Raw genomic sequence first — 24,245 nt, 5'->3', positions numbered from 1 at the left:
ACGCCCCACTAGGGGGCGTTTTGAGTGGTTATCCACAGAGTAAGTTACGCCTCGGCTTTTTTGGTAGCCGCTTCGATCTTACGCGTGATGTACCACTGTTGGGCGATCGACAATACGTTGTTCACTACCCAGTACAGCACCAGACCTGCCGGGAACCACAGGAAGAAGAAAGTGAAGATGATTGGCATCATTTTCATGACCTTCGCCTGCATCGGATCCGGAGGAGTCGGGTTCAACTGCTGCTGGATGAACATGGTTGCGCCCATGATGATCGGCAGAATGAAGAACGGATCCTTGATCGACAGGTCAGTAATCCACAGCATGAACGGCGCCTGGCGCATTTCCACGCTTTCCAGCAGAACCCAGTACAGCGAAAGGAAAACCGGCATCTGCACCAGGATTGGCAAGCAGCCACCCAGCGGATTGATCTTCTCTTTCTTGTACAGCTCCATCATGGCTTGCGACATTTTCTGCCGGTCGTCGCCATGTTGCTCTTTCAGCGCAGCCAGTTTCGGTGCCACTGCACGCATGCGCGCCATGGATTTGTAGCTGGCAGCCGACAGAGGGAAGAAAATCCCCTTGATCAGCATGGTCAGGAAGATGATCGACCAGCCCCAGTTACCGACCAGCGCGTGGATATGTTGCAGCAACCAGAAGATTGGCTGGGCAATGAACCACAGAATGCCGTAATCGACGGTCAGTTCCAGACCTGGGGACAACTCTTTCAGGACAGCCTGGCTTTTCGGACCTGCGTACAGAACGGCGCTGGTTTCGGCTTTTGCACCTGGCGCGACAGTCATTGCCGGGGCGGTGTAGCCGATGATGTAGTTGCCTTTGCTGTCTTTACGGGTCTGGACGATGTTGTTTTCGCCCTTGACCGGAATCCATGCAGTCACAAAGTAGTGTTGCAACCAGGCAACCCAACCACCTGTAACGGTTTCTTTCAGCTGAGCCTTGTCCATGTCGCTCATCGACACTTTCTTGTACGGCTCGTTACTTGTCCACAGGGCGGCGCCCAGGTAAGTCGCGGTGCCGGTGGCGGTGCTGGAAGAAGGATCGGAGCTGGCATCACGCTTCAATTGCGCGAACATGGCACCGGACCAGGGCTGAGCGCTCTGGTTGTCGATCAAGTAGGAAACGGTTACGTCGTACAGGCCACGTTTGAGCGTGAAACGCTTGATGTAGTTGACGCCGTCCTTGCTGAACTTCAGGTCTACGACCAATTGGTCCTGACCGTCAGCCAGTTGATAAACCTTCTTCTCGGAGGAATAAACCGGACGACCGGCAGGACTTGCGTCCGGACCGTTGGTGCCAATCAGCCCGCTCTGAGCCAGATACGTCCGCTCGTTGCCATTATCAAACAGCTGGAATGGAATATCCGGATGATCCTGGCGACGTGGATACAGCGGCAACGTCAACTGGGCAACATCACCACCTTGTGGATCGATTGCCAGGTTGAGCACATCCGTTTTGATCTGGATGAGGTCTTTGCTTGCAGCTACTGGTGTTTCAGCAGGTGCAGTTGCACTGGTATCGCTTGTGGCGCGTGGAATGTCGTCACTGACAGAAGCATTATTGCCAGTCGCCGTATCCGGTAGACCCGGTGCGGTAGTACTGGAAGCAACATTCTGAGTCGGCAGGGCAGCCTGGCCATAGTCCTGGTTCCATTTAAGAACCATAACGTAGGACACGATTGCCAGGGCGACGATCAGGATCGTGCGTTTGATATCCATGATTACTCGGCCATCGAAGAAGAACGGGAGGTAGGGATAGATGGAACCGGGTCATAACCACCGGGATTCCACGGATGACAGCGACCTAAACGACGAAAGGTCAGCCAGCCACCGCGCAGAAGGCCATGATTTTCTATGGCTTCATACGCGTAGCAGGAACAACTGGGGTAGAAACGACAGTGACTGGCCATCAGGGGACTGATGGCATAGCGATAAAACTGGATCGGAACGAGTGCCAGTTTACGCATCGGTGCTGTCTACCCCTGCAGTTTCGGTTTTGACTGCTGGTACCGGCTTGCTGCGTGCCAGACGTTTCCAGAGTTTGTCGAAATGCTGAATCAATTCGGGGCTTTCTACGTCACCCAAACCTTTGCGCGCGACGATAACGATGTCCCAACCGACCAGTAAATCCTGGTTCAGGCGAAACGATTCGCGCATCAGACGTTTGAGGCGATTGCGCTCGACGGAGAGCTTTACGCTCTTTTTCCCGATAACCAGCCCGAGACGGGGGTGATCAAGATCGTTATTGCGCGCAAGGAGCAGGAGATTTTTCCCCGGAACCTTGCCGGTAGGGGAGTCAAAGACTGCCTTGAAATGCCGGGGGGTCAGCAGACGCTTTTCCCGACTGAAGTCCTGACTCACCTCCAGTGCCGGATTATCAAACTGCCAGACGCGCACGACCTTTGGCGCGACGACGCGACAGGACGGCACGACCGTTCTTGGTAGCCATGCGAGCACGGAAACCGTGGGTACGAGCGCGTTTGATAGTGCTTGGTTGGAAAGTACGTTTCATTGTCGTGTTACCTGGTTCGTCCACAACGGGCCGGAATGGCCCCCGTTTTAAGAGACCGGGGATTCTAGAGAAAGCAAGCCTCTAGGTCAATTTCCAACCAGCGTTTCCTTATAAATAGATCTCCAGACGATTTGCTCGGCCAAGGTCGTTCGCCAAATATAAAAATAAAGAAGGGAATTATTTAAAGCTTTTCTGTAAAGCTTATAAAAGCTAGAGGCACGATCATCTGTGGATAACTTCATTTAGCCCTTATAAACCGTGATGTACAGAGAATGACAACTACAGTGGAAAACGGTGATCAGCCTGTGCTGCGCTGTCGGAAAAGCTGTGGGTGGAAAGGTCAGTTATCCACAGGCAGGTTATCCACCGAGTTTCGCCCCCACTTGTCCAGTGTCCTCAAGGGCGGTTATCCACAGAGCTTATGCACATACCGTTGGTCTTCTTTTCGAGGGTTAACGCGTTGATAAATCATGTGCTGTGCGCAACCTGCATGTGGATAAGTGGACGTCTGGTCGCTACAATGACCGCTTGTTTTTGCCTCACCGGCTTTCAACTTAGGGGATATCCGTGTCAGTGGAACTTTGGCAGCAGTGCGTAGAGCTTTTGCGCGATGAGCTGCCTGCCCAACAATTCAACACTTGGATCCGTCCACTACAGGTCGAAGCCGAAGGCGACGAGCTGCGTGTCTACGCGCCGAATCGTTTTGTTCTCGACTGGGTCAATGAAAAGTACCTGGGCCGCGTCCTTGAACTGCTCGATGAGCATGGCAATGGCCTGGCGCCGGCGCTTTCCTTATTAATAGGCAGCAAACGCAGTTCGGCACCGCGTGCGGCACCGAACGCACCGTTGGCCGCCGCGGCGTCCCAGGCTCAGGCCGCTCAGGCGCCTGTCAGTGCTCCGGCGCCAGCCCCGGCACCCGCCTCGACCAAGCGTGCGACCCAAAAAGTAGCTGAGGTCAGTGAAGAGCCGTCCCGCGACAGCTTCGATCCAATGGCCGGCGCCAGTTCGCAGCAGGCTCCGGTTCGCGCCGAACAGCGCACGGTGCAGGTCGAAGGCGCGCTCAAGCACACCAGCTACCTGAACCGCACCTTTACCTTCGAGAACTTCGTCGAAGGCAAGTCCAACCAACTTGCCCGGGCTGCGGCCTGGCAAGTGGCGGACAACCCCAAGCACGGCTATAACCCGCTTTTTCTTTACGGCGGTGTCGGCTTGGGTAAAACCCACTTGATGCACGCGGTGGGTAACCACCTGTTAAAGAAGAATCCGAATGCCAAGGTTGTGTACCTGCATTCCGAGCGTTTCGTGGCGGACATGGTCAAGGCCTTGCAGCTGAATGCGATCAACGAGTTCAAGCGTTTCTACCGCTCGGTGGATGCATTGCTGATCGATGACATTCAATTCTTCGCTCGCAAGGAGCGTTCCCAGGAAGAATTTTTCCACACCTTCAATGCGCTGCTTGAAGGTGGCCAGCAGGTCATTCTTACCAGTGACCGCTATCCAAAAGAAATCGAAGGTCTTGAAGAACGCCTGAAGTCACGTTTCGGCTGGGGCCTGACGGTTGCCGTCGAGCCGCCAGAGCTGGAAACCCGCGTGGCGATCCTGATGAAAAAGGCCGACCAGGCCAAAGTCGAGCTGCCCCATGATGCAGCGTTCTTCATTGCCCAGCGTATTCGCTCCAACGTTCGCGAACTGGAAGGCGCGCTCAAACGCGTGATCGCCCACTCGCACTTCATGGGCCGCGATATCACCATTGAGCTGATTCGCGAATCCCTGAAAGATTTGTTGGCGCTGCAAGACAAACTGGTGTCTGTGGATAACATCCAACGCACCGTCGCCGAGTATTACAAGATCAAGATCTCCGACTTGCTGTCCAAGCGTCGTTCACGCTCGGTGGCACGTCCGCGTCAGGTCGCCATGGCGTTGTCCAAGGAACTGACCAACCACAGCCTGCCGGAAATCGGCGATGTGTTTGGCGGCCGCGATCACACGACTGTTTTGCACGCCTGCCGCAAGATCAACGAGCTTAAGGAATCCGACGCGGACATCCGCGAGGACTATAAGAACCTGCTGCGTACATTGACTACTTGATGAACACCAGCGCAGCTTATTAAGGCAAGGGACTAGACCATGCATTTCACCATTCAACGCGAAGCCCTGTTGAAACCCCTGCAACTGGTCGCAGGCGTCGTCGAGCGCCGACAGACCTTGCCGGTGCTTTCCAACGTGCTGCTGGTTGTCGAAGGCCAGCAACTGTCGCTGACCGGTACCGACCTGGAAGTCGAGCTGGTCGGTCGTGTACAACTCGAAGAGCCTGCGGACCCGGGTTCCATCACTGTGCCTGCGCGCAAGCTGATGGACATCTGCAAGAGCTTGCCGAACGATACGCTGATCGACATCAAGGTCGATGAGCAGAAGCTCGTGGTGAAGGCCGGCCGTAGTCGCTTTACCCTGTCGACCCTGCCGGCCAATGACTTCCCGACGGTGGAAGAAGGCCCAGGCTCGCTGACTTGCAGCCTTGAGCAAAGCAAATTGCGTCGTTTGATCGAACGCACCAGCTTCGCCATGGCGCAGCAAGACGTACGCTACTACCTCAACGGCATGCTGCTGGAAGTCTCCGCTGGCGTCATCCGCGCCGTGGCTACTGACGGTCACCGTTTGGCGATGTGCTCGATGCAGGCCGATATCGGCCAACCGGATCGTCATCAGGTGATCGTACCGCGCAAAGGTATTCTGGAATTGGCGCGTTTGCTGACCGAGCCGGACGGTAATGTCAGCATCGTCTTGGGCCAACACCACATCCGCGCGACCACCGGCGAATTCACCTTCACCTCGAAACTGGTCGACGGCAAATTCCCTGACTACGAGCGTGTTCTGCCAAAAGGTGGCGACAAGCTGGTACTGGGCGATCGCCAGGCCTTGCGTGAAGCGTTTAGCCGTACCGCGATCCTTTCCAACGAAAAATACCGGGGTATCCGCCTGCAGTTGGCCAATGGTCAGTTGAAGATCCAGGCGAACAACCCGGAACAGGAGGAAGCGGAAGAAGAAGTGGGTGTTGAGTACAACGGCGGCTCTGTGGAAATCGGCTTTAACGTGAGCTACCTGCTCGACGTACTGGGCGTGATGACCACCGAGCAGGTTCGGTTGATCCTGTCCGACTCCAACAGCAGTGCGCTGGTACAAGAGTCCGACAACGACGACTCGGCCTATGTTGTCATGCCGATGCGTCTGTAATCATGCTCAGCAGAACCTAGATGTCCTTAAGTCGCGTCTCGGTCACCGCGGTGCGCAATCTGCACCCGGTGACCTTCTCCCCCTCTCCCCGAATCAACATTCTTTACGGCGCCAACGGCAGCGGCAAAACCAGTGTCCTGGAAGCCATTCATCTGCTGGGGCTTGCCCGTTCGTTTCGCAGTAGCCGTCTGTTACCCGTCATCCAATACGAGCAATTGGCGTGTACGGTGTTTGGCCAGGTTGAACTGGCCGAGGGTGGACAGAGCGCGTTGGGGATATCTCGTGACCGGCAGGGTGAGTTCCAGATCCGGATCGACGGGCAGAACGCCCGCAGTGCTGCGCAACTTGCAGAAATCCTGCCGTTGCAGCTGATCAACCCGGACAGCTTCCGCCTGCTGGAAGGGGCTCCGAAAATTCGCCGACAGTTTCTCGACTGGGGTGTGTTCCACGTGGAACCCCGATTCATGTCTACGTGGCAGCGCTTGCAGAAGGCCTTGCGCCAGAGAAACTCTTGGCTGCGACATGGTACACTTGACGCCGTTTCGCAAGCGGTTTGGGACAGGGAACTGTGTCAGGCCAGCGCTGAAATAGATGAATACCGCCGCGCTTACATCAAAGCCTTGAAACCAGTCTTTGAACAGACCTTGAGCGAACTGGTTGAGCTCGAAGGCTTAACGCTCAGCTATTACCGAGGTTGGGACAAAGACCGTGAGTTGAGTGCAGTGCTCGCCGGGTCCCTTCAACGGGATCAGCAAATGGGTCATACCCAAGCGGGACCACAACGTGCTGATTTGCGTCTTAGACTGGGCGCACATAATGCTGCGGACATCTTGTCTCGTGGTCAGCAAAAGTTGGTGGTCTGTGCATTGCGGATCGCCCAAGGGCACTTGGTTAGCCAGGCCCGTCGCGGCCAGTGTATTTATCTGGTGGATGACCTGCCGTCTGAACTGGACGAGCACCACCGTCGCGCGCTTTGCCGCTTGCTGGAAGACTTACGCTGCCAGGTCTTTATCACCTGTGTAGATCACGAATTATTGAGGGAAGGCTGGCAGACGGAAACGCCAGTCGCTCTGTTCCACGTGGAACAGGGCCGTATCACCCAGACCCACGACCATCGGGAGTGAAGGCATTGAGCGAAGAAAATACGTACGACTCAACGAGCATTAAAGTGCTGAAAGGCCTGGATGCCGTACGCAAACGTCCCGGTATGTACATTGGTGACACCGACGATGGCAGTGGTCTGCACCACATGGTGTTCGAGGTGGTCGATAACTCGATCGACGAAGCTTTGGCCGGCCATTGCGACGACATCAGCATCATTATCCACCCGGATGAATCCATCACCGTTCGCGACAACGGCCGTGGCATCCCGGTAGACGTGCATAAAGAAGAAGGCGTTTCCGCAGCCGAGGTCATCATGACCGTTCTGCACGCTGGCGGTAAGTTCGACGATAACTCCTACAAGGTATCCGGCGGTCTGCACGGCGTAGGTGTATCGGTAGTGAATGCCCTGTCTGAACAACTGGTACTGACCGTTCGCCGCAGCGGCAAGATCTGGGAGCAAACCTACGTTCACGGCGTTCCGCAAGAACCGATGAAGATCGTCGGCGACAGCGAAACTACCGGCACCCAGATTCATTTCAAGGCTTCCAGCGAAACCTTCAAGAACATCCACTTCAGCTGGGACATCCTGGCCAAGCGGATCCGTGAACTGTCTTTCCTCAACTCCGGTGTCGGCATCGTCCTCAAGGATGAGCGTAGCGGCAAGGAAGAACTGTTCAAGTACGAAGGCGGTCTGCGTGCGTTCGTTGAATACCTGAACACCAACAAGACTCCGGTCAACCAGGTGTTCCATTTCAATATCCAGCGTGAAGACGGCATCGGCGTAGAAATCGCCTTGCAGTGGAACGACAGCTTCAACGAGAACCTGTTGTGCTTCACCAACAACATTCCACAGCGTGATGGCGGTACTCACCTGGTGGGTTTCCGTTCCGCACTGACGCGTAACCTGAACACCTACATCGAAGCTGAAGGCCTGGCGAAGAAGCACAAGGTTGCGACTACCGGTGACGATGCCCGTGAAGGCCTGACCGCGATCATTTCGGTGAAGGTGCCGGATCCGAAGTTCAGCTCCCAGACCAAGGACAAGCTGGTGTCTTCCGAAGTGAAGACCGCGGTCGAACAGGAAATGGGCAAGTACTTCTCTGATTTCCTGTTGGAGAACCCGAACGAAGCGAAGCTGGTCGTCGGTAAGATGATCGACGCGGCGCGTGCGCGTGAAGCGGCGCGCAAGGCCCGTGAGATGACTCGCCGTAAAGGCGCGCTGGACATCGCCGGTCTGCCGGGCAAACTGGCGGACTGCCAGGAAAAAGACCCTGCCCTCTCCGAGCTGTACCTCGTGGAAGGTGACTCTGCTGGCGGCTCCGCCAAGCAGGGACGCAACCGTCGCACCCAAGCCATCCTGCCGCTCAAGGGCAAGATTCTGAACGTCGAAAAGGCACGCTTCGACAAGATGATCTCTTCGCAGGAAGTGGGCACCTTGATCACCGCGCTGGGCTGCGGCATTGGCCGCGACGAGTACAACATCGACAAGTTGCGTTATCACAACATCATCATCATGACCGATGCTGACGTCGACGGTTCGCACATCCGTACCCTCTTGCTGACCTTCTTCTTCCGTCAGTTGCCGGAGTTGATCGAGCGCGGTTACATCTACATCGCTCAGCCGCCGCTGTACAAGGTCAAGAAAGGCAAGCAGGAGCAATACATCAAAGACGACGACGCCATGGAAGAGTACATGACGCAGTCGGCCCTGGAAGACGCGAGCCTGCACCTGAACGAAGAAGCCCCGGGTATCTCCGGCGAAGCCCTCGAGCGTCTGGTCAATGACTTCCGTCTGGTAATGAAGACCCTCAAGCGTCTGTCGCGCCTGTACCCACAGGAACTGACCGAGCACTTCATCTACCTGCCAGCGGTGAGCATGGAGCAACTGTCGGATCATGCAGCGATGCAGGATTGGATGGCTCAGTTCGAAGTTCGCCTGCGCACCGTCGAGAAATCCGGCCTGGTTTACAAAGCCAGCCTGCGTGAAGACCGTGAACGTAACGTCTGGTTGCCTGAGGTCGAGCTGATCTCCCACGGCCTCTCGAACTACATCACCTTCAACCGCGATTTCTTCGGCAGTAACGATTACAAGACGGTCGTGTCGTTGGGCGCTCAATTGAGCACCTTGCTGGACGACGGCGCGTACATCCAGCGCGGCGAGCGCAAGAAGCCGGTTACCGAATTCAAGGAAGCACTTGAATGGCTGATGGCGGAAAGCACCAAGCGTCATACCATCCAGCGCTACAAAGGTCTGGGCGAAATGAACCCGGATCAGCTATGGGAAACCACCATGGACCCTAGCCAGCGACGGATGCTCAAAGTGACCATCGAAGACGCCATTGGCGCCGACCAGATCTTCAACACCCTGATGGGTGATGCGGTCGAACCTCGTCGTGACTTCATCGAAAGTAACGCTCTGGCGGTTTCCAACCTGGACTTCTGATCCGGCAGGACTGCTCCAACAAAAAAGGCCAACGCTTAGCGCTGGCCTTTTTTGTGATCGCCGAAAAGACATCAGGCGTTAGCGTTGGCGACCCTCTCAAGCCGATACCCATACCCGTAAATCGTCAGCAGTTGCCAACCGCGATCAGCCGTCAGGCCCAGCTTGTTGCGCAGGCGATAGATATGCGTATCCAGTGGGCGGGAAGATGTTATTTCTTCGTGGGTCCAAAAGCGTTCATATAAGTATTCACGGGACAAAGGTCGGCCCAGATTGGCGAACAGGCAGCGAGCGAGACGGTATTCCCGTTCGGTCAGGCTGATGGGGATGGCGGCGCGGGTGACGGTGAGTTCGGCGTCGTCGAATTCGAGGTCATTGAAGGTCAGTATTTCGGTAGCCGCGGCGCGTTGCAGCCCATGCCGGCGAAGCACCGCGCTGACCCGCGCCATCAGCTCGTTAGGACGAAACGGTTTGCTCACGTAATCATCGGCCCCGGCGTTCAACGCCTGGACGATATCGCTTTCGGTATCGCGACTGGTGAGCATGATCGCGGCGGGTGGCACGTCCATGTGTTCGCGGGTCCAGCGCAACAAAGCGAGGCCGCTGATATCGGGCAGTTGCCAATCGAGGATCAGCAGATCGAAGGTCTCCCGCCGAAGTTGGCGTCGCAAGTCCTCTCCCCGCTCGAAACAATGCAGCGTCCACGCTTGTTCACCCGTGACGGAGATCTGTCGCAGTGTCTGTTCAACCCGGCGCAGTTCAGCGGGCTCGTCATCCAGTATTGCGACACGCATGCCGAGTAGTTCCTTCATCTCGTGGTGCAAAGTAAAAATCCTGCGGGAGTTTAGGCTGATTGATGGAATCTGAACAATTGTGGCGAATTGCTGCAAAGGTCACTTATATCGGTAAATTCGTTGTCGCTGAGCGGCACAGGGGCATTGGGATGTGCTCCGGCGCAGGGAGCGCCAAGTCAACTTTACAGGACCGTCGATTGCCGGTTTTCGGCGGTACCCTGTTCAGGGGAAATACACGGAGTGCCTGCTCGGTGCCGACACAAGGATGTGTCATCTTCGATATCCTTTGCTTCATGGCTATCTGCCAGAGCATCCGCTCAGGTATCGTGCGTCGAATACGCGTGTGCGTTATCCGGCGTGATTTTCATCAGAGCATAAAAGCCAATCCATGAACCCCATGACCTTATTGCTCCCACGCCGTTCTGGCGTCTGTCTTTTACTAATGGCTGGCCTGGCGGGATTGTTCGCCCACAGTGCATCAGCCGCTGTCGCCTCGGCAAAACGTCTGCCTTATATCGATCAGAACCAACAATGCCGTGGTCAACCGCTGCCGGCAACGGTCGAACATCTGACCGGCGAAGCCTGGAAACTGGATGTCAAAGGCAAGCAGACGCCGTTGCAGGAAGGTATGTCGATCGACGAGCAGGAAGGCGTCAAAACCTCGCCTTCGGCATTTGTCAGCCTGTCCCTGGGCGATGGGGCGCGGGTGGTGTTGCCCTCCAGTTCCCACATCACCCTGCACCTCAATGAAGAACATTCGATCCCTCAGGTCATTCTTGAGCAGGGCCAGGTTGAGTCGTATGTGATCAAACGTGCCAGCGACCATGATCGCTTTCAGATTGTCACTCCGGTCGGTGTCCTGGGCGTACGGGGTACGCATTTTCGGGTGCGCAACGATGACACTGGTCAGTCATTGCTTGAGGTTCTGAATGGACAAGTGGCGGTCAATCGTGATGAACAAACGTCGGGGCCCCGCCCTGCCCGGCCCGTTGCCAAACGCCCCAAGGGCGTTGAAGCTGACGAAGTCCAGGTCATGGCCCGCCAGGGGTTGCGAATTCAGAAACAAGGCGTGCTGACGCCAACCGACTTGTTACCCGCTCCACGTTTGTTGGGGCAGGCCGGTCAGAGGGGGAATGTGCCTGTCTGGCAATTGATCATGAAACCCATCGAAGGGGCAACGCGTTATCGGGCTCAAGTAGCCACCGACGCAGCCTTTCTGGACATCAAGCAAGAGCAGTTTTCCAGCACGCCAGAGGTCAAGTTCAGCGGGCTGAAAGCGTTTTTTTACCATGTTCGCCTGTCGGCCTTTGACGCTCAGGGGTTAGAGGGTGAGACCGGGGTGTATGACATTTTCTATCACCCCAGGACCCCACGTGTTCAATAGCATCTCGGTCGACGGCCGATGAAGGGCCGGCCAAGGAAGGATGGCCGCGAGCCGACCCAGGCTCAGCGGCTGTTTCGGCGGATAGTCCGTGAGTGGCTGTGGGTCTGTCTGATCCTGCTGCCGCTGACGGCGATGCTGTCCATGTATCAGGGCTTGGCCCTGAGCAATCTGCTGTATGACAACCTGCGCCGCCTGAGTCCGCTGCCAGTGGACCGGCGAATACTCATTGTTACGATCGATGACTACAGCTTGCAGCAGCTTGGCCGATGGCCGTGGTCGCGAGCCATGCACGCGCAACTGCTGGATCGGCTCAGCGCAGCGAACGTTAAAGGTGTTCTATTCGACGTTATTTTCAGCGAGCCCGATAGCCAGCCCGCCAACGATCAGCTTTTAGCCCAGGCGACCTGTCGGGCCGCAAATGTATTTGTGCCGTTGCTGCGCGAAGGCGTCGCCCGTTATGGGCAACCCTTGGGGGAAATCGAACCGGTGGCTGCGCTGAGCCATTGCGCTAAAGGTGTCGGGCACATCAATGCCGAAGCGGACGCTGATGGGGTCGTGCGCAGCGTGTATTTAAGCGAAGGCCCGGCGCAAAAAGCACGCCCGCAACTGGCCTGGCTGCTGTACGAAGAAACGCTTTCCGACAAGGGAAATGCACCGATGCCCGGCACCCCGGCCTCGCCATTGGAGCAAGGCTGGCAGCGAGCCCATGAAATACGGATTCCTTTCATCCATTCCGACGCAGGCTTTCCTACGGTGCCCTACGTCAGCGTATTGCGCGGCGAAGTTCCGCCCGAATTGCTGCGTGATCGCTTGATTCTGATCGGCTCGACCGCTGCCGGCCTGGGGGATCGCTACGTGACCCCGCAATCGGCCAGCATCGGCACTACACCGGGTGTTGAGATTCAAGCGAATATCCTCAACGGGCTGCTTCAACAGCGCAACATCGTGGAGCTTGATCAACGCTTGGCGGCATTGCTGTCGATGATGATCGTTGGTGAGTTACTGGGCCTGTTACTGGTACGTCCGCGTCGTGCCTTATGGCTGACCCTGGGTGCAATGGCAGCCGCTCTGCTGGGCTCGGCTGTACTGTTGCGGCTTGGCTGGTGGTGGTCACCGGCCGCAAGCCTGTTGGGGATGATGCTGGGCTACCTGATCTGGAATTGGCGAAGGCTGAACGCGGTGCTCGCCTATTTCGGCTGGGAACTGGCGCGCCTGGACAGCGAGCCAAAAGTCTTTCCTGAACGTCGTCGCACCCAGGCCCCGGCCGGTGATGTGTTGCAAGGGCAAATCGTCGCGCTGGAGCAGGCCATGAGCCGAACCCGCGATACCCGGCGATTCATTGCCGACGGGCTTGAATACCTGCCCGTGGCGACGCTGATCAGCGATCCGCACGGGCGTATTCTGCTGGCCAACCGTAAGGCTCGAGAGGTATTTGGTCGTGGTCTGGTGGGTGAGGACGTGCTCGAGCAACTGAATGACCTGGGGTACCCGGTGCCGTCCGATGGAGCGTCATCTGCGTTGTCGACCCTGGAACCCTTGGAGTTTCGTGACACCCAGGCACGCAGCCTGCGTCTGGACCTGGCACCGCTGTTACCGGCCGAGGGTGACTCCGTGATTGGCTGGCTGCTGAGTCTCACTGACTTGAGCGTGGAGCGCGACACCGAAGAACAGCGAGCCGTATTGCTGCGCTTTTTGTCCCATGACCTGCGGGCTCCCCATTCGGCGATACTCGCCTTGCTCGACGTTCAGCGGCATCAGGTGCCCGGTGATACTCAAGTGTTCAGCCAGATCGAGTTACAAGTGCGCAAGGCGTTGAACCTGACCGAGGCTTTTGTGCAGTTGGCAAAGGCCGAGTCCGAGGCCTATCAGTTTCAGCCGAGCATGTTCGCGATGTTGTTGCTCGATTCTTTCGACCAAGCCTTGAGTATCGCTTACCTGAAAAACATTCAGTTGCTGCATGACCTCGACGAAAACGCTGAAGCGCAGGTCCTGGCGGATCAATCACTACTGACACGGGCACTGTTCAACCTGTTGGAAAACGCCATCAAGTACAGCCCGGCGGGGTCGCGGATATCGGTGCGGGTGAGTTATGCCGAAGGCTGGTTGCTGTGCGAGATCGTCGATCAGGGCCGAGGGATTGCCGTCGAAGAACTTCCTGAGTTGTTCAGCCAGTATCGGCGTTTTACTTCAGCTCAGGGCACCGATGGCCTGGGACTGGGTTTGTCCATGGTCAAGGCGGTGGTGGATCGTCATGGCGGAAGGATTTCCTGTCGTAGCGTGGTGGGGCAAGGCTCGACGTTCAGCATTCAGTTACCGCTATTGAGCGAGTGATCCAGATGTTTTCAGCGCGCATAAAAAACCGGCTATATCAGCCGGTTTTTTTAGGTCAGAAATAAACTTATGCACCTTTTCGGATTTTTTTCTTTCCCAAGAAATATGTATGTAAATCAAAAACTTAATAGCTAATTGAAGCGCTTTTCAACAAAACGACACACAGGTTATCCACAGAATCTCAGACAGCCACTTGATCGGTCGCACTTGGCGCCGCCGGGGCTGCTGGCAGCGAGCCCATTTCGCGCTGCATCTGTTCGTTCCAGGCTTGGACCCGATCATTGAGGTCGGCGATCGCTCGCGGCCCACTGCCCTCGGCGTACATCGGCGCGCCAATGATCACCGTGATCACGCCCTGCTTTTTTGCCCAACCGGTTTTTGGCCAGAACTTGCCGGCATTGTGCGCAATCGGCAGTACCGGCAATGACGCATTGACAGCCAACGCGGTGCCACCCCGGGAAAACTTGCCGATGGTGCCATAGGGAACGCGAGTCCCTTCCGGGAAGATCAGTACCCAGACCTTGTCCTTGAGCAGCTCATCGCCCTTCTTCGCCACATGCTTGAGTGCAGCTTTCGGGTTGCCACGGTCGATGGCGATCGGTCGCAGCATCGCCATGGCCCAGCCGAAGAACGGAACGTAGAGCAGTTCGCGCTTGAGCACCTGGCTCAGCGGCTCGAAGTAGGCCGAGAGAAAAAAGGTCTCCCAGGTGCTCTGATGGTTCGCCTGAATCACGCAGGGCTGGTCAGGTACATTCTCGGCACCCTTCACTTCGTAACGGATACCCAGAAAGACTTTGCTCAGCCATAAGGCACAGCGGCACCAGTACACGTTGATAAAGCGATAGCGCGCCTTGAATGGCAGAAACGGCGCGATAAAAAAGCTCAGGGTGCACCAGAGTAAGGAACTGGTGCCCAGCAGCAGGTAAAAGAGGAAAGTTCTGATGGCCTGCAGTATCGACATGGCGACATTTACCGTTGCGGGCATTGCCCGCCTATTCAAACGCACTCCCGATCAGTCCTTGGCCAGGATGTCAGAAGAGCCTTAGTTGTGGATAAGTTCCGCGGCAATCGCCGCCAGATCGTCAAAAATCAAGGTGCCTGCCGGTAGGGTCTTGCCCTGAGTCTTTTCGCCTTTCCCGGTCTTTACCAAAACTGGCTGACAGTCGACGGCTTTGGCGGCTTCCAGGTCACCGAGAGTATCGCCGACGAACCATAGATTCGTCAGCGAAACGTTGTAATGCGCGGCGATGGCTTTCAACATCCCGGGTTTTGGCTTGCGGCAATCGCAGCCATCGTCGGGCCCATGCGGGCAATAAACGATCAGCCCGACTTCACCACCCTGCTCCGCCACCAGTTCGCGCAAGCGAGCGTGCATGGCCTCCAGGGTGGTGATGTCGTAATAGCCGCGAGCGATGCCCGACTGGTTAGTAGCGACCGCCACCGTCCAGCCGGCCTTGCTCAACTGCGCGATCGCTTCGATCGAACCGGGCAGCGGAATCCACTCCTCCACCGACTTGATGTACGCGTCGGAGTCGTAATTGATCACTCCATCCCGATCGAGAATCAGCAGTTTCAACAGCAGCCCCTCAGCCCAGCAACGAAATGTCGGCGACGCCGAGGAACAGCCCACGCAGGCGCGCCAGCAGTGCATAGCGGTTGGCTCGTACCTTGGCATCTTCGGCGTTGACCATCACTGCTTCGAAGAACGCGTCCACCGGCTCGCGCAAGGCGGCCAGACGTGCCAGCGATTCGCTGTACTGACGAGCAGCGGCCATCGGCTGGACAGCCTGGTCAGCCTGCTGGATCGCCGAATACAGCGAAAACTCGTTGGCGTTGTCGAAGTATTTGGCTTCAACGACCGTCGGCACGGAGCCTTCGATCTTGCTCAACAGGTTGGAAACGCGCTTGTTCACGGCGGCCAGCGCAGCGGCTTCCGGCAATTTGCGGAACGCTTCTACCGCTTGGACACGCTGATCGAAGTCCAGCGCCGAACCCGGCTTCAGGGCACGGACCGACAGGTAAGTCCCGACATCAACGCCTTCGTCTTCATAACGGGCACGCAGACGATCGAAGATGAATTCCAGCACCGAGTCATTAAGGCCGGCAGCCTTGACCTTGGTACCGAACGCATTCACGGCGAACGCCACGGCGTCGTTCAGGTCGAGGTCGAGCTTCTTGTCGATCAGGATGCGCAATACACCCAGCGCAGCACGGCGCAGGGCGTACGGGTCTTTGCTCCCGGTTGGCAACATGCCGATACCGAAAATACCCACCAACGTATCGAGCTTGTCGGCGATGGCCACGGCCGCACCGGTGAGGGTGGTCGGCAATTCAGCGCCGGCACCGCGCGGCATGTACTGCTCGTTCAGCGCCAGTGCAACTTCTTCTGGCTCGCCGTCGTTAAGGGCGTAGTAGTAACCGGCGACACCTTGCATCTCCGGGAACTCGCCAACCATTTCGGTCGCCAGGTCGCACTTGGACAGCAGGCCGGCACGGGAAGCCCATGCAGCGTTGCCGCCAATGCGTTGAGCAATGAATGCAGCGAGTCTGGAAACACGTTCGGCCTTGTCGAAGACGCTGCCGAGTTTTTCCTGGAACACCACATTCTGCAGGCGCAGATTGAACGCTTCGAGTTTTTGCTTCTTGTCTTGCTTGAAGAAGAACTCGGCGTCGGTCAGGCGTGGGCGAACCACTTTCTCGTTACCGGCGATGATCTGCTGCGGGTCTTTGCTTTCGATGTTGGCCACGGTAATGAAACGAGGCAGCAACTTGCCGTCGGCATCCAGCAGGCAGAAATACTTCTGGTTGTCCTGCATGGTGGTAATCAGCGCTTCTTGCGGCACGTCGAGGAAACGTTCTTCGAACGAGCACACCAGCGGCACCGGCCATTCGACCAGCGCGGTCACTTCATCGAGCAGGTTCGGCGGCACGATGGCCGTACCTTCCTGCTGCGTCGCCAGCTCTTCGGTGCGCTTGCTGATCAGCTCGCGACGCTCGTTGGCGTCGGCCACCACGTAAGCGGCACGCAGATCGTTCAGGTAGTTGGCCGGCGAGGTGATGCGCACGCTTTCAGGGTGGTGGAAGCGGTGACCACGGGAATCGCGACCGGACTTCTGGGCGAGGATGGTGCAGTCGATGACATGGTCACCGAGCAGCATCACCAGCCATTGGGTCGGGCGAACGAATTCTTCCTTGCGAGCACCCCAGCGCATGCGCTTGGGAATAGGCAGGTCGTTGAGGGAGTCTTCCACGATGGTCGGCATCAGGTTCGCGGTCGGCTTGCCGGCGATGCTTTGGCTGTAGCGCAGCTTTGGACCGCTCTGATCGATCTCGCTCAGGTCGACGCCGCACTTCTTGGCAAAGCCCAGGGCAGCTTGAGTCGGGTTGCCTTCGGCATCGAACGCGGCCTGGCGTGGCGGGCCGTCGAGGTTGATGCTGCGATCCGGCTGCTGGGTCGCCAGTGCGGTGATCAGCACGGCCAGACGACGTGGCGCGGCGTAGACGGTTTTGGTTTCGTAGTTCAGGCCGGCAGCTTGCAGGCCTTTGTCGATACCGGCCATAAACGCTTCGGCCAGGGTATTCAGGGCTTTGGGTGGCAGTTCTTCGGTGCCCAATTCAACCAGAAAATCTTGAGCACTCATTGTGCAGCCTCCAGCTTGGCCAATACTTCATCACGCAGGTCCGGGGTCGCCATCGGGAAGCCCAGCTTGGCGCGAGCCAGCAGGTAGGCTTGCGCAACGGAACGCGCCAGGGTGCGGACCCGCAGGATGTATTGCTGACGCGCGGTCACCGAGATCGCCCGGCGCGCATCCAGCAGGTTGAAGGTGTGGGAAGCCTTCAACACCATTTCGTAGCTCGGCAACGGCAATGGCTGATCGAGTTCGATCAGGCGCTTGGCTTCGCTTTCGTAGAAGTCGAACAACTCGAACAGCTTCTCGACGTTGGCGTGTTCGAAGTTGTAGGTCGACTGCTCCACTTCGTTCTGGTGGAACACATCGCCGTAAGTCACTTTGCCGAACGGACCGTCAGCCCAGACCAGGTCATAGACCGAGTCGACGCCTTGCAGGTACATCGCCAGACGTTCCAGACCGTAAGTGATCTCGCCGGTCACCGGGTAGCACTCGATGCCGCCCGCTTGCTGGAAGTAAGTGAACTGCGTCACTTCCATGCCGTTGAGCCAGACTTCCCAGCCCAGACCCCAGGCGCCCAGCGTCGGCGATTCCCAGTTGTCTTCGACGAAACGGATGTCGTGCACCAGCGGGTCGAGGCCCACGTGCTTGAGGGAGCCCAGGTACAGTTCCTGGAAGTTGTCCGGGTTCGGCTTCAGGACTACCTGGAACTGGTAGTAATGCTGCAGACGGTTCGGGTTTTCGCCGTAGCGGCCGTCAGTCGGGCGACGACTGGGCTGCACATAAGCGGCGTTCCAGGTTTCCGGGCCAATGGCGCGCAGGAACGTGGCAGTGTGGAAAGTGCCGGCGCCTACTTCCATATCGTAGGGCTGAAGTACCACACAACCTTGCTCGGCCCAGTATTGCTGGAGGGCGAGGATCAAGTCTTGGAAGGTACGCACGGCTGGCGTAGGCTGGCTCACGAAATTCACCTGTTTCTTGGGCTGCGATTTAAAGAGCGGGAGTATACCCGATTCGAACCTGCGCACGCCCCCTGGAGCCTTATGCCACGCTGCTTTTGGTGTACCGAAGATCCGCTGTACATGGCTTATCACGATCAGGAGTGGGGGACGCCGTTGCGCGATGCGCAGGGTTTGTTCGAGTTGCTTTTGCTCGAAGGGTTCCAGGCCGGGCTTTCCTGGATCACCGTGTTGCGCAAACGAGAGCGTTATCGCGAAGTGATGTTTGGCTTCGACGTACAGCGGGTGGCACAGATGAGCGATGCGGAAATCGATGAATTGATGCTCGATCCGGGGATCATCCGCAATCGTCTCAAACTCAATGCCGCCCGACGCAATGCTCAAGCCTGGCTGGCGCTGGAAGATCCGGTGGCGTTTCTCTGGTCGTTCGTCGGCGGCACGCCGGTGATCAATCATTTCAAGGATCGCAGTGAAGTGCCGGCCGTGACGCCGGTCGCCGTCGAGATGAGCAAAGGCCTGAAAAAAGCCGGATTCACGTTCGTCGGCCCGACCATTTGTTACGCGCTGATGCAAGCTTCCGGCATGGCCATGGACCACACTCGCGATTGCGATCGCTACGCCACCTTGGCGAACGGCGGTTAGAATAACCGCCTCGCGCACAGCACAAGATCAGGAGTGACCTGTGGATAAGTTGAAAGGCGCCTTGCTGGTAGGCGCTCTGCGGTTGTTTGCGTTGCTGCCATGGCGGGCAGTGCAGGCGGCAGGTTCGGCCATTGGCTGGATCATGTGGAAAACCCCCAACCGTTCCCGTGAAGTGGTACGGATCAACCTCGCCAAGTGCTTTCCGCAAATGGACCCCGCCGAACGCGAGCGTTTAGTCGGACAGAGCCTGAAAGACATCGGCAAGTCCTTGACCGAGAGCGCCTGCGCATGGATCTGGCCGGCCCAGCGCTCCATTGATCTGGTGCGCGAAGTCGAAGGTCTGGATGTGCTTAAAGACGCCCTCGCCTCCGGCAAAGGCGTGGTCGGCATCACCAGTCACCTGGGCAACTGGGAAGTGTTGAACCATTTCTATTGCAACCAATGCAAACCGATCATTTTCTACCGTCCGCCCAAGCTCAAGGCGGTGGATGAATTGCTGCGCAAGCAGCGGGTGCAATTGGGCAACCGGGTGGCCGCTTCCACCAAGGAAGGCATCCTCAGCGTGATCAAGGAAGTGCGCAAAGGGGGGGCCGTGGGCATTCCGGCTGATCCGGAGCCGGCCGAATCCGCCGGAATTTTCGTGCCGTTCTTCGCCACCCAGGCCCTGACCAGTAAATTCGTGCCGAACATGCTGGCCGGCGGCAAAGCGGTCGGCGTGTTCCTGCATGCCCTGCGGCTACCGGACGGTTCGGGTTACAAAGTAATCCTCGAAGCCGCGCCCGAGGCCATGTACAGCACCGATACCGAAACCTCCTGCGCGGCGATGAGCCAGGTGGTCGAGCGCTATGTGCGGGCTTATCCGAGCCAGTACATGTGGAGCATGAAACGCTTCAAGAAGCGTCCGCCGGGCGAAGAACGCTGGTATTGATGCCGCTGTGGATAACCCCCGGTAAAAATCAAAAGATCGCAGGCTTCGCCAGCTCCTGCAAAAGGCGCGGTGTACACCCCGTAGGAGCTGGCGAAGGCTGCGATTTTTTTGATCTTTGGCCTGAGTTGCCTCTGATCAGTGCGCCTGACGCTCAAGCTTTTTAAGAAACACCGTCATTTCCTTCTCGGCCTGCTTGTCGCCATGGTTGCGGGCCGCTTCCAGGCCCTGTTCCCAGGCCTGACGCGCCGCTGCGTAATTCGCCAGTGCCAGATGCGCCTTGCCCAATAGTTTCCAGGCTGCCGAATACTTCGGGTCGATCTCGACGCAGCGCTGGAAATGCTCTGCGGCCTTGGCATTTTCACCCAGATCCAGATAACCCTTGCCCAGACCAAAGCGCAGCAGGGAGTTATCCACACCCTTGGCGAGCATCTTTTCCAGGGATTCGATCATTGATGACACCTTTGGTTTTTGGGTGAATTCGAAATCGCTTTCGCGGGCAAGCCTCGCTCCTACAGTGGATCACGCATGACCCGTAGGAGCGAGGCTTGCCCGCGAAGAGGGCCGTCCAGCCACTGCAAGTGCCGGATCAGAAGAAGCTCAACCCCACATGGAACAGCTTTTCCACATCCCGAATATGCTTTTTATCCACAAGGAACAGAATCACATGGTCGCCGGCTTCGATCACCGTGTCGTCGTGGGCGATGATCACTTCTTCGTCGCGGATGATCGCGCCGATGGTGGTCCCTGGCGGCAGGCCGATGTTTTCAATGGCCTTGCCAATCACCTTGCTCGACTTTTCATCACCGTGGGCGATGGCCTCGATGGCTTCTGCCGCACCTCGACGCAATGAGTGCACGCTGACGATATCGCCACGCCGCACGTGAGCCAGCAAGGTGCCGATGGTCGCCAATTGCGGGCTGATGGCGATGTCGATGTCGCCACCCTGGATCAGGTCGACGTAGGCCGGGTTGTTGATGATCGTCATCACCTTCTTCGCACCCAGGCGCTTGGCCAGTAGCGACGACATGATGTTGGCTTCGTCGTCGTTGGTCAGCGCCAGGAAGATATCGGCGTCGGCGATGTTTTCCTCGATCAGCAGGTCACGGTCGGAGGCACTGCCCTGCAACACCACGGTGCTATCGAGGGTGTCCGAGAGATGGCGGCAGCGGGTCGGACTCATCTCGATGATCTTCACCTGATAGCGACTTTCGATGGCCTCCGCCAAACGCTCGCCAATCTGCCCGCCACCAGCGATGACGATACGTTTGTAGCTCTCATCGAGGCGGCGCATTTCGCTCATCACCGCGCGAATGTTCGCTTTGGCGGCGATGAAAAATACTTCATCGTCAGCCTCGATCACCGTATCGCCCTGGGGCAGGATCGGCCGGTCACGACGGAAAATCGCCGCAACGCGGGTTTCGACGTTCGGCATGTGTTCACGCAACTGGCGCAATTGCTGACCCACCAGCGGACCGCCGTAATAGGCTTTCACTGCCACCAGTTGCGCCTTGCCTTCGGCGAAGTCGATTACTTGCAACGCACCCGGATGCTGGATCAGGCGCTTGATGTAGTTGGTAACGACTTGCTCCGGGCTGATCAGCACGTCGACTGGAATCGCTTCGTTATCGAACAGTTCGGCACGGGTCAGGTACGCGGCTTCGCGGACCCGGGCGATTTTGGTCGGTGTGTGGAACAAGGTGTGAGCGACCTGACAGGCCACCATGTTGGTTTCGTCACTGTTCGTCACGGCCACCAGCATGTCGGCGTCATCCGCGCCGGCCTGACGCAGGATGGTCGGCAGCGAACCGCGACCTTGCACGGTGCGGATGTCCAGGCGATCGCCCAGATCGCGCAGGCGTTCGCCATCGGTGTCGACCACGGTGATGTCATTGGCTTCACTGGCCAGATGTTCTGCCAGCGAACCGCCGACTTGCCCTGCGCCGAGGATGATGATTTTCATCCATTCACTCCTTAAAACCGGTTAACCGCCTGCGGCGGCAATCTTGATCAGCTTGGCGTAATAGAACCCGTCGTGGCCACCTTCCTGGGCCAGCAATTGGCGACCATGGGGCTGTTTGATGCCGGCCTGACTGGCGATATCGAGTTCACGGGCACCCGGCGTGCGAGCGAGGAATGCTTCGATGACCTCGGTGTTCTCGGTCGGCAGCGTGGAGCAGGTGGCGTAAAGCACAATGCCGCCCACCTCCAACGTTATCCACAGGGCGTCGAGTAGCTCGCCCTGAAGCACCGCCAACGCGGCGATGTCGTCGGGTTGGCGGGTCAGCTTGATATCCGGGTGACGACGAATCACCCCGGTGGCCGAGCACGGCGCATCCAGCAGAATGCGTTGGAATGGCTTGCCGTCCCACCAGCTCGCGGTGTCGCGGCCGTCGGCGGCGATCAGTTCGGCGCTCAGGCCCAGGCGTGCAAGATTTTCCCGCACTCGAACCAGGCGCTTGGCTTCCAGATCCACCGCCACCACGCCAGCCAGTTGGGGCTCGGCTTCAAGGATGTGGCAGGTTTTCCCCCCCGGTGCGCAGCAGGCGTCCAGCACCCGCTGGCCAGGCGCCAGCTCCAGCAGATCGGCGGCCAGTTGCGCGGCTTCGTCCTGCACGCTGATCCAGCCTTCGGCGAAACCTGGCAGGCTACGCACGTCCGCCGCTGCGTCGAGGATGATGCCATCCCGACTGTAAATGCACGGCGTGGCCGCGATGCCCGCTTCAGTCAGCAACCCGAGATAAGCGTCGCGGGTGTGGTGGCGACGGTTGACTCGCAAAATCATTGGCGGGTGAGCGTTGTTCGCCGCGCAAATGGCCTCCCATTGTTCAGGCCAGAAGGCTTTGAGGGATTTTTGCAGCCAGCGCGGGTGAGCGGTGCGCACCACCGGGTCGTGTTCCAGCTCAGACAGCAGCGCTTCGCTTTCCCGTTGGGCACGGCGCAAAACGGCGTTGAGCAAGGCTTTGGCCCACGGTTTTTTCAGTTTGTCGGCGCAACCCACGGTTTCACCGATGGCCGCGTGGGCCGGAACCCGGGTGTAGAGCAGTTGATAGAGACCGACCAGCAACAGCGCCTCGACATCGGCATCAGCCGCCTTGAACGGCTTTTGCAGCAACTTGGCCGCTAGCGCCGACAAACGTGGCTGCCAGCGCGCCGTGCCGAATGCCAGGTCCTGGGTGAAGCCGCGATCGCGATCTTCGACCTTGTCCATTTGCGTCGGCAGAGAACTGTTGAGCGAGGCTTTTCCGTTAAGAACAGCGGCCAATGCCTTGGCGGCAGCCAGACGTGGATTCATTGAGCGTCCGCCGTTTGACCAAGCACGGTACCGACGGCGAATTTCTCACGACGGCTGTTGTACAAATCGCTGAAGTTCAGCGCCTTGCCGCCGGGCAATTGCAGACGGGTCAGGCACAGCGCCTGTTCACCGCAGGCGACGACCAAGCCGTCCTTGCTGGCACTGAGGATTTCACCCGGTGCGCCCTGCCCTTCGGCCAGGCTCGCAGCCAGCACTTTCAGCGCTTCGCCGTTCAGTGTGCTGTGGGTGATCGGCCAAGGATTGAAAGCGCGAACCAGGCGCTCCAGCTCAACCGCCGGGCGGCTCCAGTCGATGCGTGCTTCGTCCTTGTTCAGTTTATGCGCATAGGTGGCGAGGCTGTCGTCCTGCACTTCGCCTTCCAGAGTACCTGCCGCCAGGCCGGCAATCGCCTGCACCACGGCCGGCGGGCCGATCTCTGCAAGACGATCGTGGAGGCTGCCGCCAGTGTCTTGGGCGCTGATCGGCGTGGTGACTTTCAGCAGCATCGGCCCGGTATCCAGACCCAGTTCCATGCGCATCACAGTCACGCCACTTTCGCTGTCGCCCGCTTCCACAGCGCGCTGGATCGGCGCCGCACCGCGCCAGCGTGGCAGCAACGAAGCGTGGCTGTTGATGCAGCCCAGACGCGGAATATCCAGCACCGCTTGCGGCAGGATCAGGCCGTAGGCGACCACCACCAGCAAGTCCGGTTTCAGGGCGGCGAGTTCAGCCTGAGCGTCTTCGTTGCGCAGGGTTGGCGGCTGCAACACCGGGATGTTGTTTTCCAGTGCCAACTGCTTGACCGGGCTGGGCATGAGCTTCTGCCCACGACCCGCCGGACGGTCCGGTTGGGTATAAACCGCAATGATTTCGTAAGGACTGTCGAGCAGGGCCTTGAGGTGTTCGGCGGCGAATTCCGGGGTACCGGCAAAGACAATGCGCAATGGCTCAGTCATGAGAACTCTCGATTACAAAGCGTCTTGAA

General features: G+C 58.0%; 21 protein-coding genes. 8 read left to right on the top strand and 13 right to left on the bottom strand.

Annotation, left to right across the window (positions count from 1 at the left end; genetic code table 11):
• Positions 1 to 44 precede the first annotated feature (44 nt).
• The 4 genes from yidC to rpmH are packed head-to-tail and all read right to left on the bottom strand — an operon-like array spanning position 45 to position 2,526.
• Positions 45 to 1,733, bottom strand: coding sequence for a membrane protein insertase YidC (yidC, locus tag FHW68_RS12220; protein WP_095632766.1), 1,689 nt, complete (start codon positions 1,731 to 1,733; stop codon positions 45 to 47).
• Between the two features lie 2 nt (positions 1,734 to 1,735).
• A complete protein-coding gene (gene yidD, locus FHW68_RS12215) occupies positions 1,736 to 1,981 on the bottom strand; it encodes a membrane protein insertion efficiency factor YidD (protein ID WP_052966011.1) in 246 nt (81 codons plus the stop codon).
• A complete protein-coding gene (gene rnpA, locus FHW68_RS12210; protein WP_218228034.1) occupies positions 1,974 to 2,375 on the bottom strand; it encodes a ribonuclease P protein component in 402 nt (133 codons plus the stop codon). Before rnpA ends, yidD begins: the two co-directional genes overlap by 8 nt.
• 16 nt (positions 2,376 to 2,391) lie before the next feature.
• On the bottom strand, positions 2,392 to 2,526 hold the full coding sequence (rpmH, locus tag FHW68_RS12205; RefSeq protein ID WP_003213577.1) for a 50S ribosomal protein L34: 135 nt from the start codon (positions 2,524 to 2,526) through the stop codon (positions 2,392 to 2,394).
• A gap of 567 nt (positions 2,527 to 3,093) precedes the next feature.
• Here rpmH and dnaA point away from each other — a divergent pair.
• Genes dnaA through gyrB form a run of 4 tightly spaced genes read left to right on the top strand, consistent with a single transcriptional unit; the run spans position 3,094 to position 9,304 of the window.
• Complete coding sequence (gene dnaA / locus FHW68_RS12200) at positions 3,094 to 4,614, top strand: chromosomal replication initiator protein DnaA (RefSeq protein WP_095632764.1); 1,521 nt, start codon at positions 3,094 to 3,096, stop codon at positions 4,612 to 4,614.
• A 39-nt stretch (positions 4,615 to 4,653) separates the two neighbouring features.
• Positions 4,654 to 5,757, top strand: coding sequence for a DNA polymerase III subunit beta (gene dnaN, locus FHW68_RS12195; protein ID WP_183680559.1), 1,104 nt, complete (start codon positions 4,654 to 4,656; stop codon positions 5,755 to 5,757).
• 20 nt (positions 5,758 to 5,777) lie between these two features.
• Positions 5,778 to 6,881 carry a DNA replication/repair protein RecF gene (gene recF, locus FHW68_RS12190; RefSeq protein WP_095632763.1) on the top strand — a complete coding sequence of 368 codons (1,104 nt, stop codon included), beginning with the start codon at positions 5,778 to 5,780 and terminating at the stop codon, positions 6,879 to 6,881.
• 5 nt (positions 6,882 to 6,886) lie between these two features.
• The gene (gyrB, locus tag FHW68_RS12185; protein ID WP_095632869.1) at positions 6,887 to 9,304 is read left to right on the top strand and encodes a DNA topoisomerase (ATP-hydrolyzing) subunit B; all 2,418 of its coding nucleotides are present in this window, start codon (positions 6,887 to 6,889) and stop codon (positions 9,302 to 9,304) included.
• Between the two features lie 71 nt (positions 9,305 to 9,375).
• Here gyrB and FHW68_RS12180 read toward each other — a convergent pair whose 3' ends face one another.
• On the bottom strand, positions 9,376 to 10,095 hold the full coding sequence (locus tag FHW68_RS12180; protein ID WP_095632762.1) for a response regulator transcription factor: 720 nt from the start codon (positions 10,093 to 10,095) through the stop codon (positions 9,376 to 9,378).
• 442 nt (positions 10,096 to 10,537) lie between these two features.
• Between FHW68_RS12180 and FHW68_RS12175 the strand changes: the two genes are divergently transcribed.
• Complete coding sequence (locus FHW68_RS12175; RefSeq protein WP_256582846.1) at positions 10,538 to 11,479, top strand: FecR domain-containing protein; 942 nt, start codon at positions 10,538 to 10,540, stop codon at positions 11,477 to 11,479.
• An 18-nt stretch (positions 11,480 to 11,497) separates the two neighbouring features.
• Positions 11,498 to 13,810, top strand: coding sequence for a CHASE2 domain-containing protein (locus FHW68_RS12170; protein WP_095632760.1), 2,313 nt, complete (start codon positions 11,498 to 11,500; stop codon positions 13,808 to 13,810).
• Between the two features lie 181 nt (positions 13,811 to 13,991).
• Here FHW68_RS12170 and FHW68_RS12165 read toward each other — a convergent pair whose 3' ends face one another.
• From FHW68_RS12165 to glyQ, 4 genes are all read right to left on the bottom strand, one after another.
• Positions 13,992 to 14,771: a 1-acyl-sn-glycerol-3-phosphate acyltransferase gene (locus FHW68_RS12165; protein WP_095632759.1), complete on the bottom strand. Its 780-nt coding sequence runs from the start codon at positions 14,769 to 14,771 to the stop codon at positions 13,992 to 13,994.
• 81 nt (positions 14,772 to 14,852) lie between these two features.
• Positions 14,853 to 15,392, bottom strand: a complete 540-nt coding sequence (gmhB, locus tag FHW68_RS12160; protein WP_168185091.1) for a D-glycero-beta-D-manno-heptose 1,7-bisphosphate 7-phosphatase — start codon at positions 15,390 to 15,392, stop codon at positions 14,853 to 14,855.
• A gap of 4 nt (positions 15,393 to 15,396) precedes the next feature.
• Entirely contained in the window at positions 15,397 to 17,451 is a 2,055-nt protein-coding gene (glyS, locus tag FHW68_RS12155) for a glycine--tRNA ligase subunit beta (RefSeq protein WP_095632758.1), read from the bottom strand.
• The gene (gene glyQ, locus FHW68_RS12150) at positions 17,448 to 18,401 is read right to left on the bottom strand and encodes a glycine--tRNA ligase subunit alpha (protein ID WP_003213601.1); all 954 of its coding nucleotides are present in this window, start codon (positions 18,399 to 18,401) and stop codon (positions 17,448 to 17,450) included. Before glyQ ends, glyS begins: the two co-directional genes overlap by 4 nt.
• A gap of 81 nt (positions 18,402 to 18,482) precedes the next feature.
• Here glyQ and tag point away from each other — a divergent pair, with 81 nt between their 5' ends.
• Positions 18,483 to 19,040 carry a DNA-3-methyladenine glycosylase I gene (gene tag / locus FHW68_RS12145; protein WP_183680557.1) on the top strand — a complete coding sequence of 186 codons (558 nt, stop codon included), beginning with the start codon at positions 18,483 to 18,485 and terminating at the stop codon, positions 19,038 to 19,040.
• A gap of 40 nt (positions 19,041 to 19,080) precedes the next feature.
• Complete coding sequence (locus tag FHW68_RS12140) at positions 19,081 to 19,968, top strand: lysophospholipid acyltransferase (RefSeq protein ID WP_095632756.1); 888 nt, start codon at positions 19,081 to 19,083, stop codon at positions 19,966 to 19,968.
• 135 nt (positions 19,969 to 20,103) lie between these two features.
• Here FHW68_RS12140 and FHW68_RS12135 read toward each other — a convergent pair whose 3' ends face one another.
• From FHW68_RS12135 to fmt, 4 genes are all read right to left on the bottom strand, one after another.
• Positions 20,104 to 20,418, bottom strand: a complete 315-nt coding sequence (locus FHW68_RS12135; protein ID WP_095632755.1) for a tetratricopeptide repeat protein — start codon at positions 20,416 to 20,418, stop codon at positions 20,104 to 20,106.
• A gap of 136 nt (positions 20,419 to 20,554) precedes the next feature.
• The gene (trkA, locus tag FHW68_RS12130) at positions 20,555 to 21,928 is read right to left on the bottom strand and encodes a Trk system potassium transporter TrkA (protein ID WP_095632754.1); all 1,374 of its coding nucleotides are present in this window, start codon (positions 21,926 to 21,928) and stop codon (positions 20,555 to 20,557) included.
• 21 nt (positions 21,929 to 21,949) lie between these two features.
• Positions 21,950 to 23,260, bottom strand: coding sequence for a 16S rRNA (cytosine(967)-C(5))-methyltransferase RsmB (gene rsmB / locus FHW68_RS12125; RefSeq protein WP_095632753.1), 1,311 nt, complete (start codon positions 23,258 to 23,260; stop codon positions 21,950 to 21,952).
• A complete protein-coding gene (gene fmt / locus FHW68_RS12120) occupies positions 23,257 to 24,216 on the bottom strand; it encodes a methionyl-tRNA formyltransferase (RefSeq protein WP_183680556.1) in 960 nt (319 codons plus the stop codon). Before fmt ends, rsmB begins: the two co-directional genes overlap by 4 nt.
• Between the last annotated feature and the right edge of the window lie 29 nt (positions 24,217 to 24,245).

Source organism: Pseudomonas sp. Tn43, from assembly GCF_014192635.1.
Classification (GTDB): domain Bacteria; phylum Pseudomonadota; class Gammaproteobacteria; order Pseudomonadales; family Pseudomonadaceae; genus Aquipseudomonas.
Note: the sequence above shows the minus strand (reverse complement) of the source record. Positions and strands in the feature narration are given on the sequence as shown.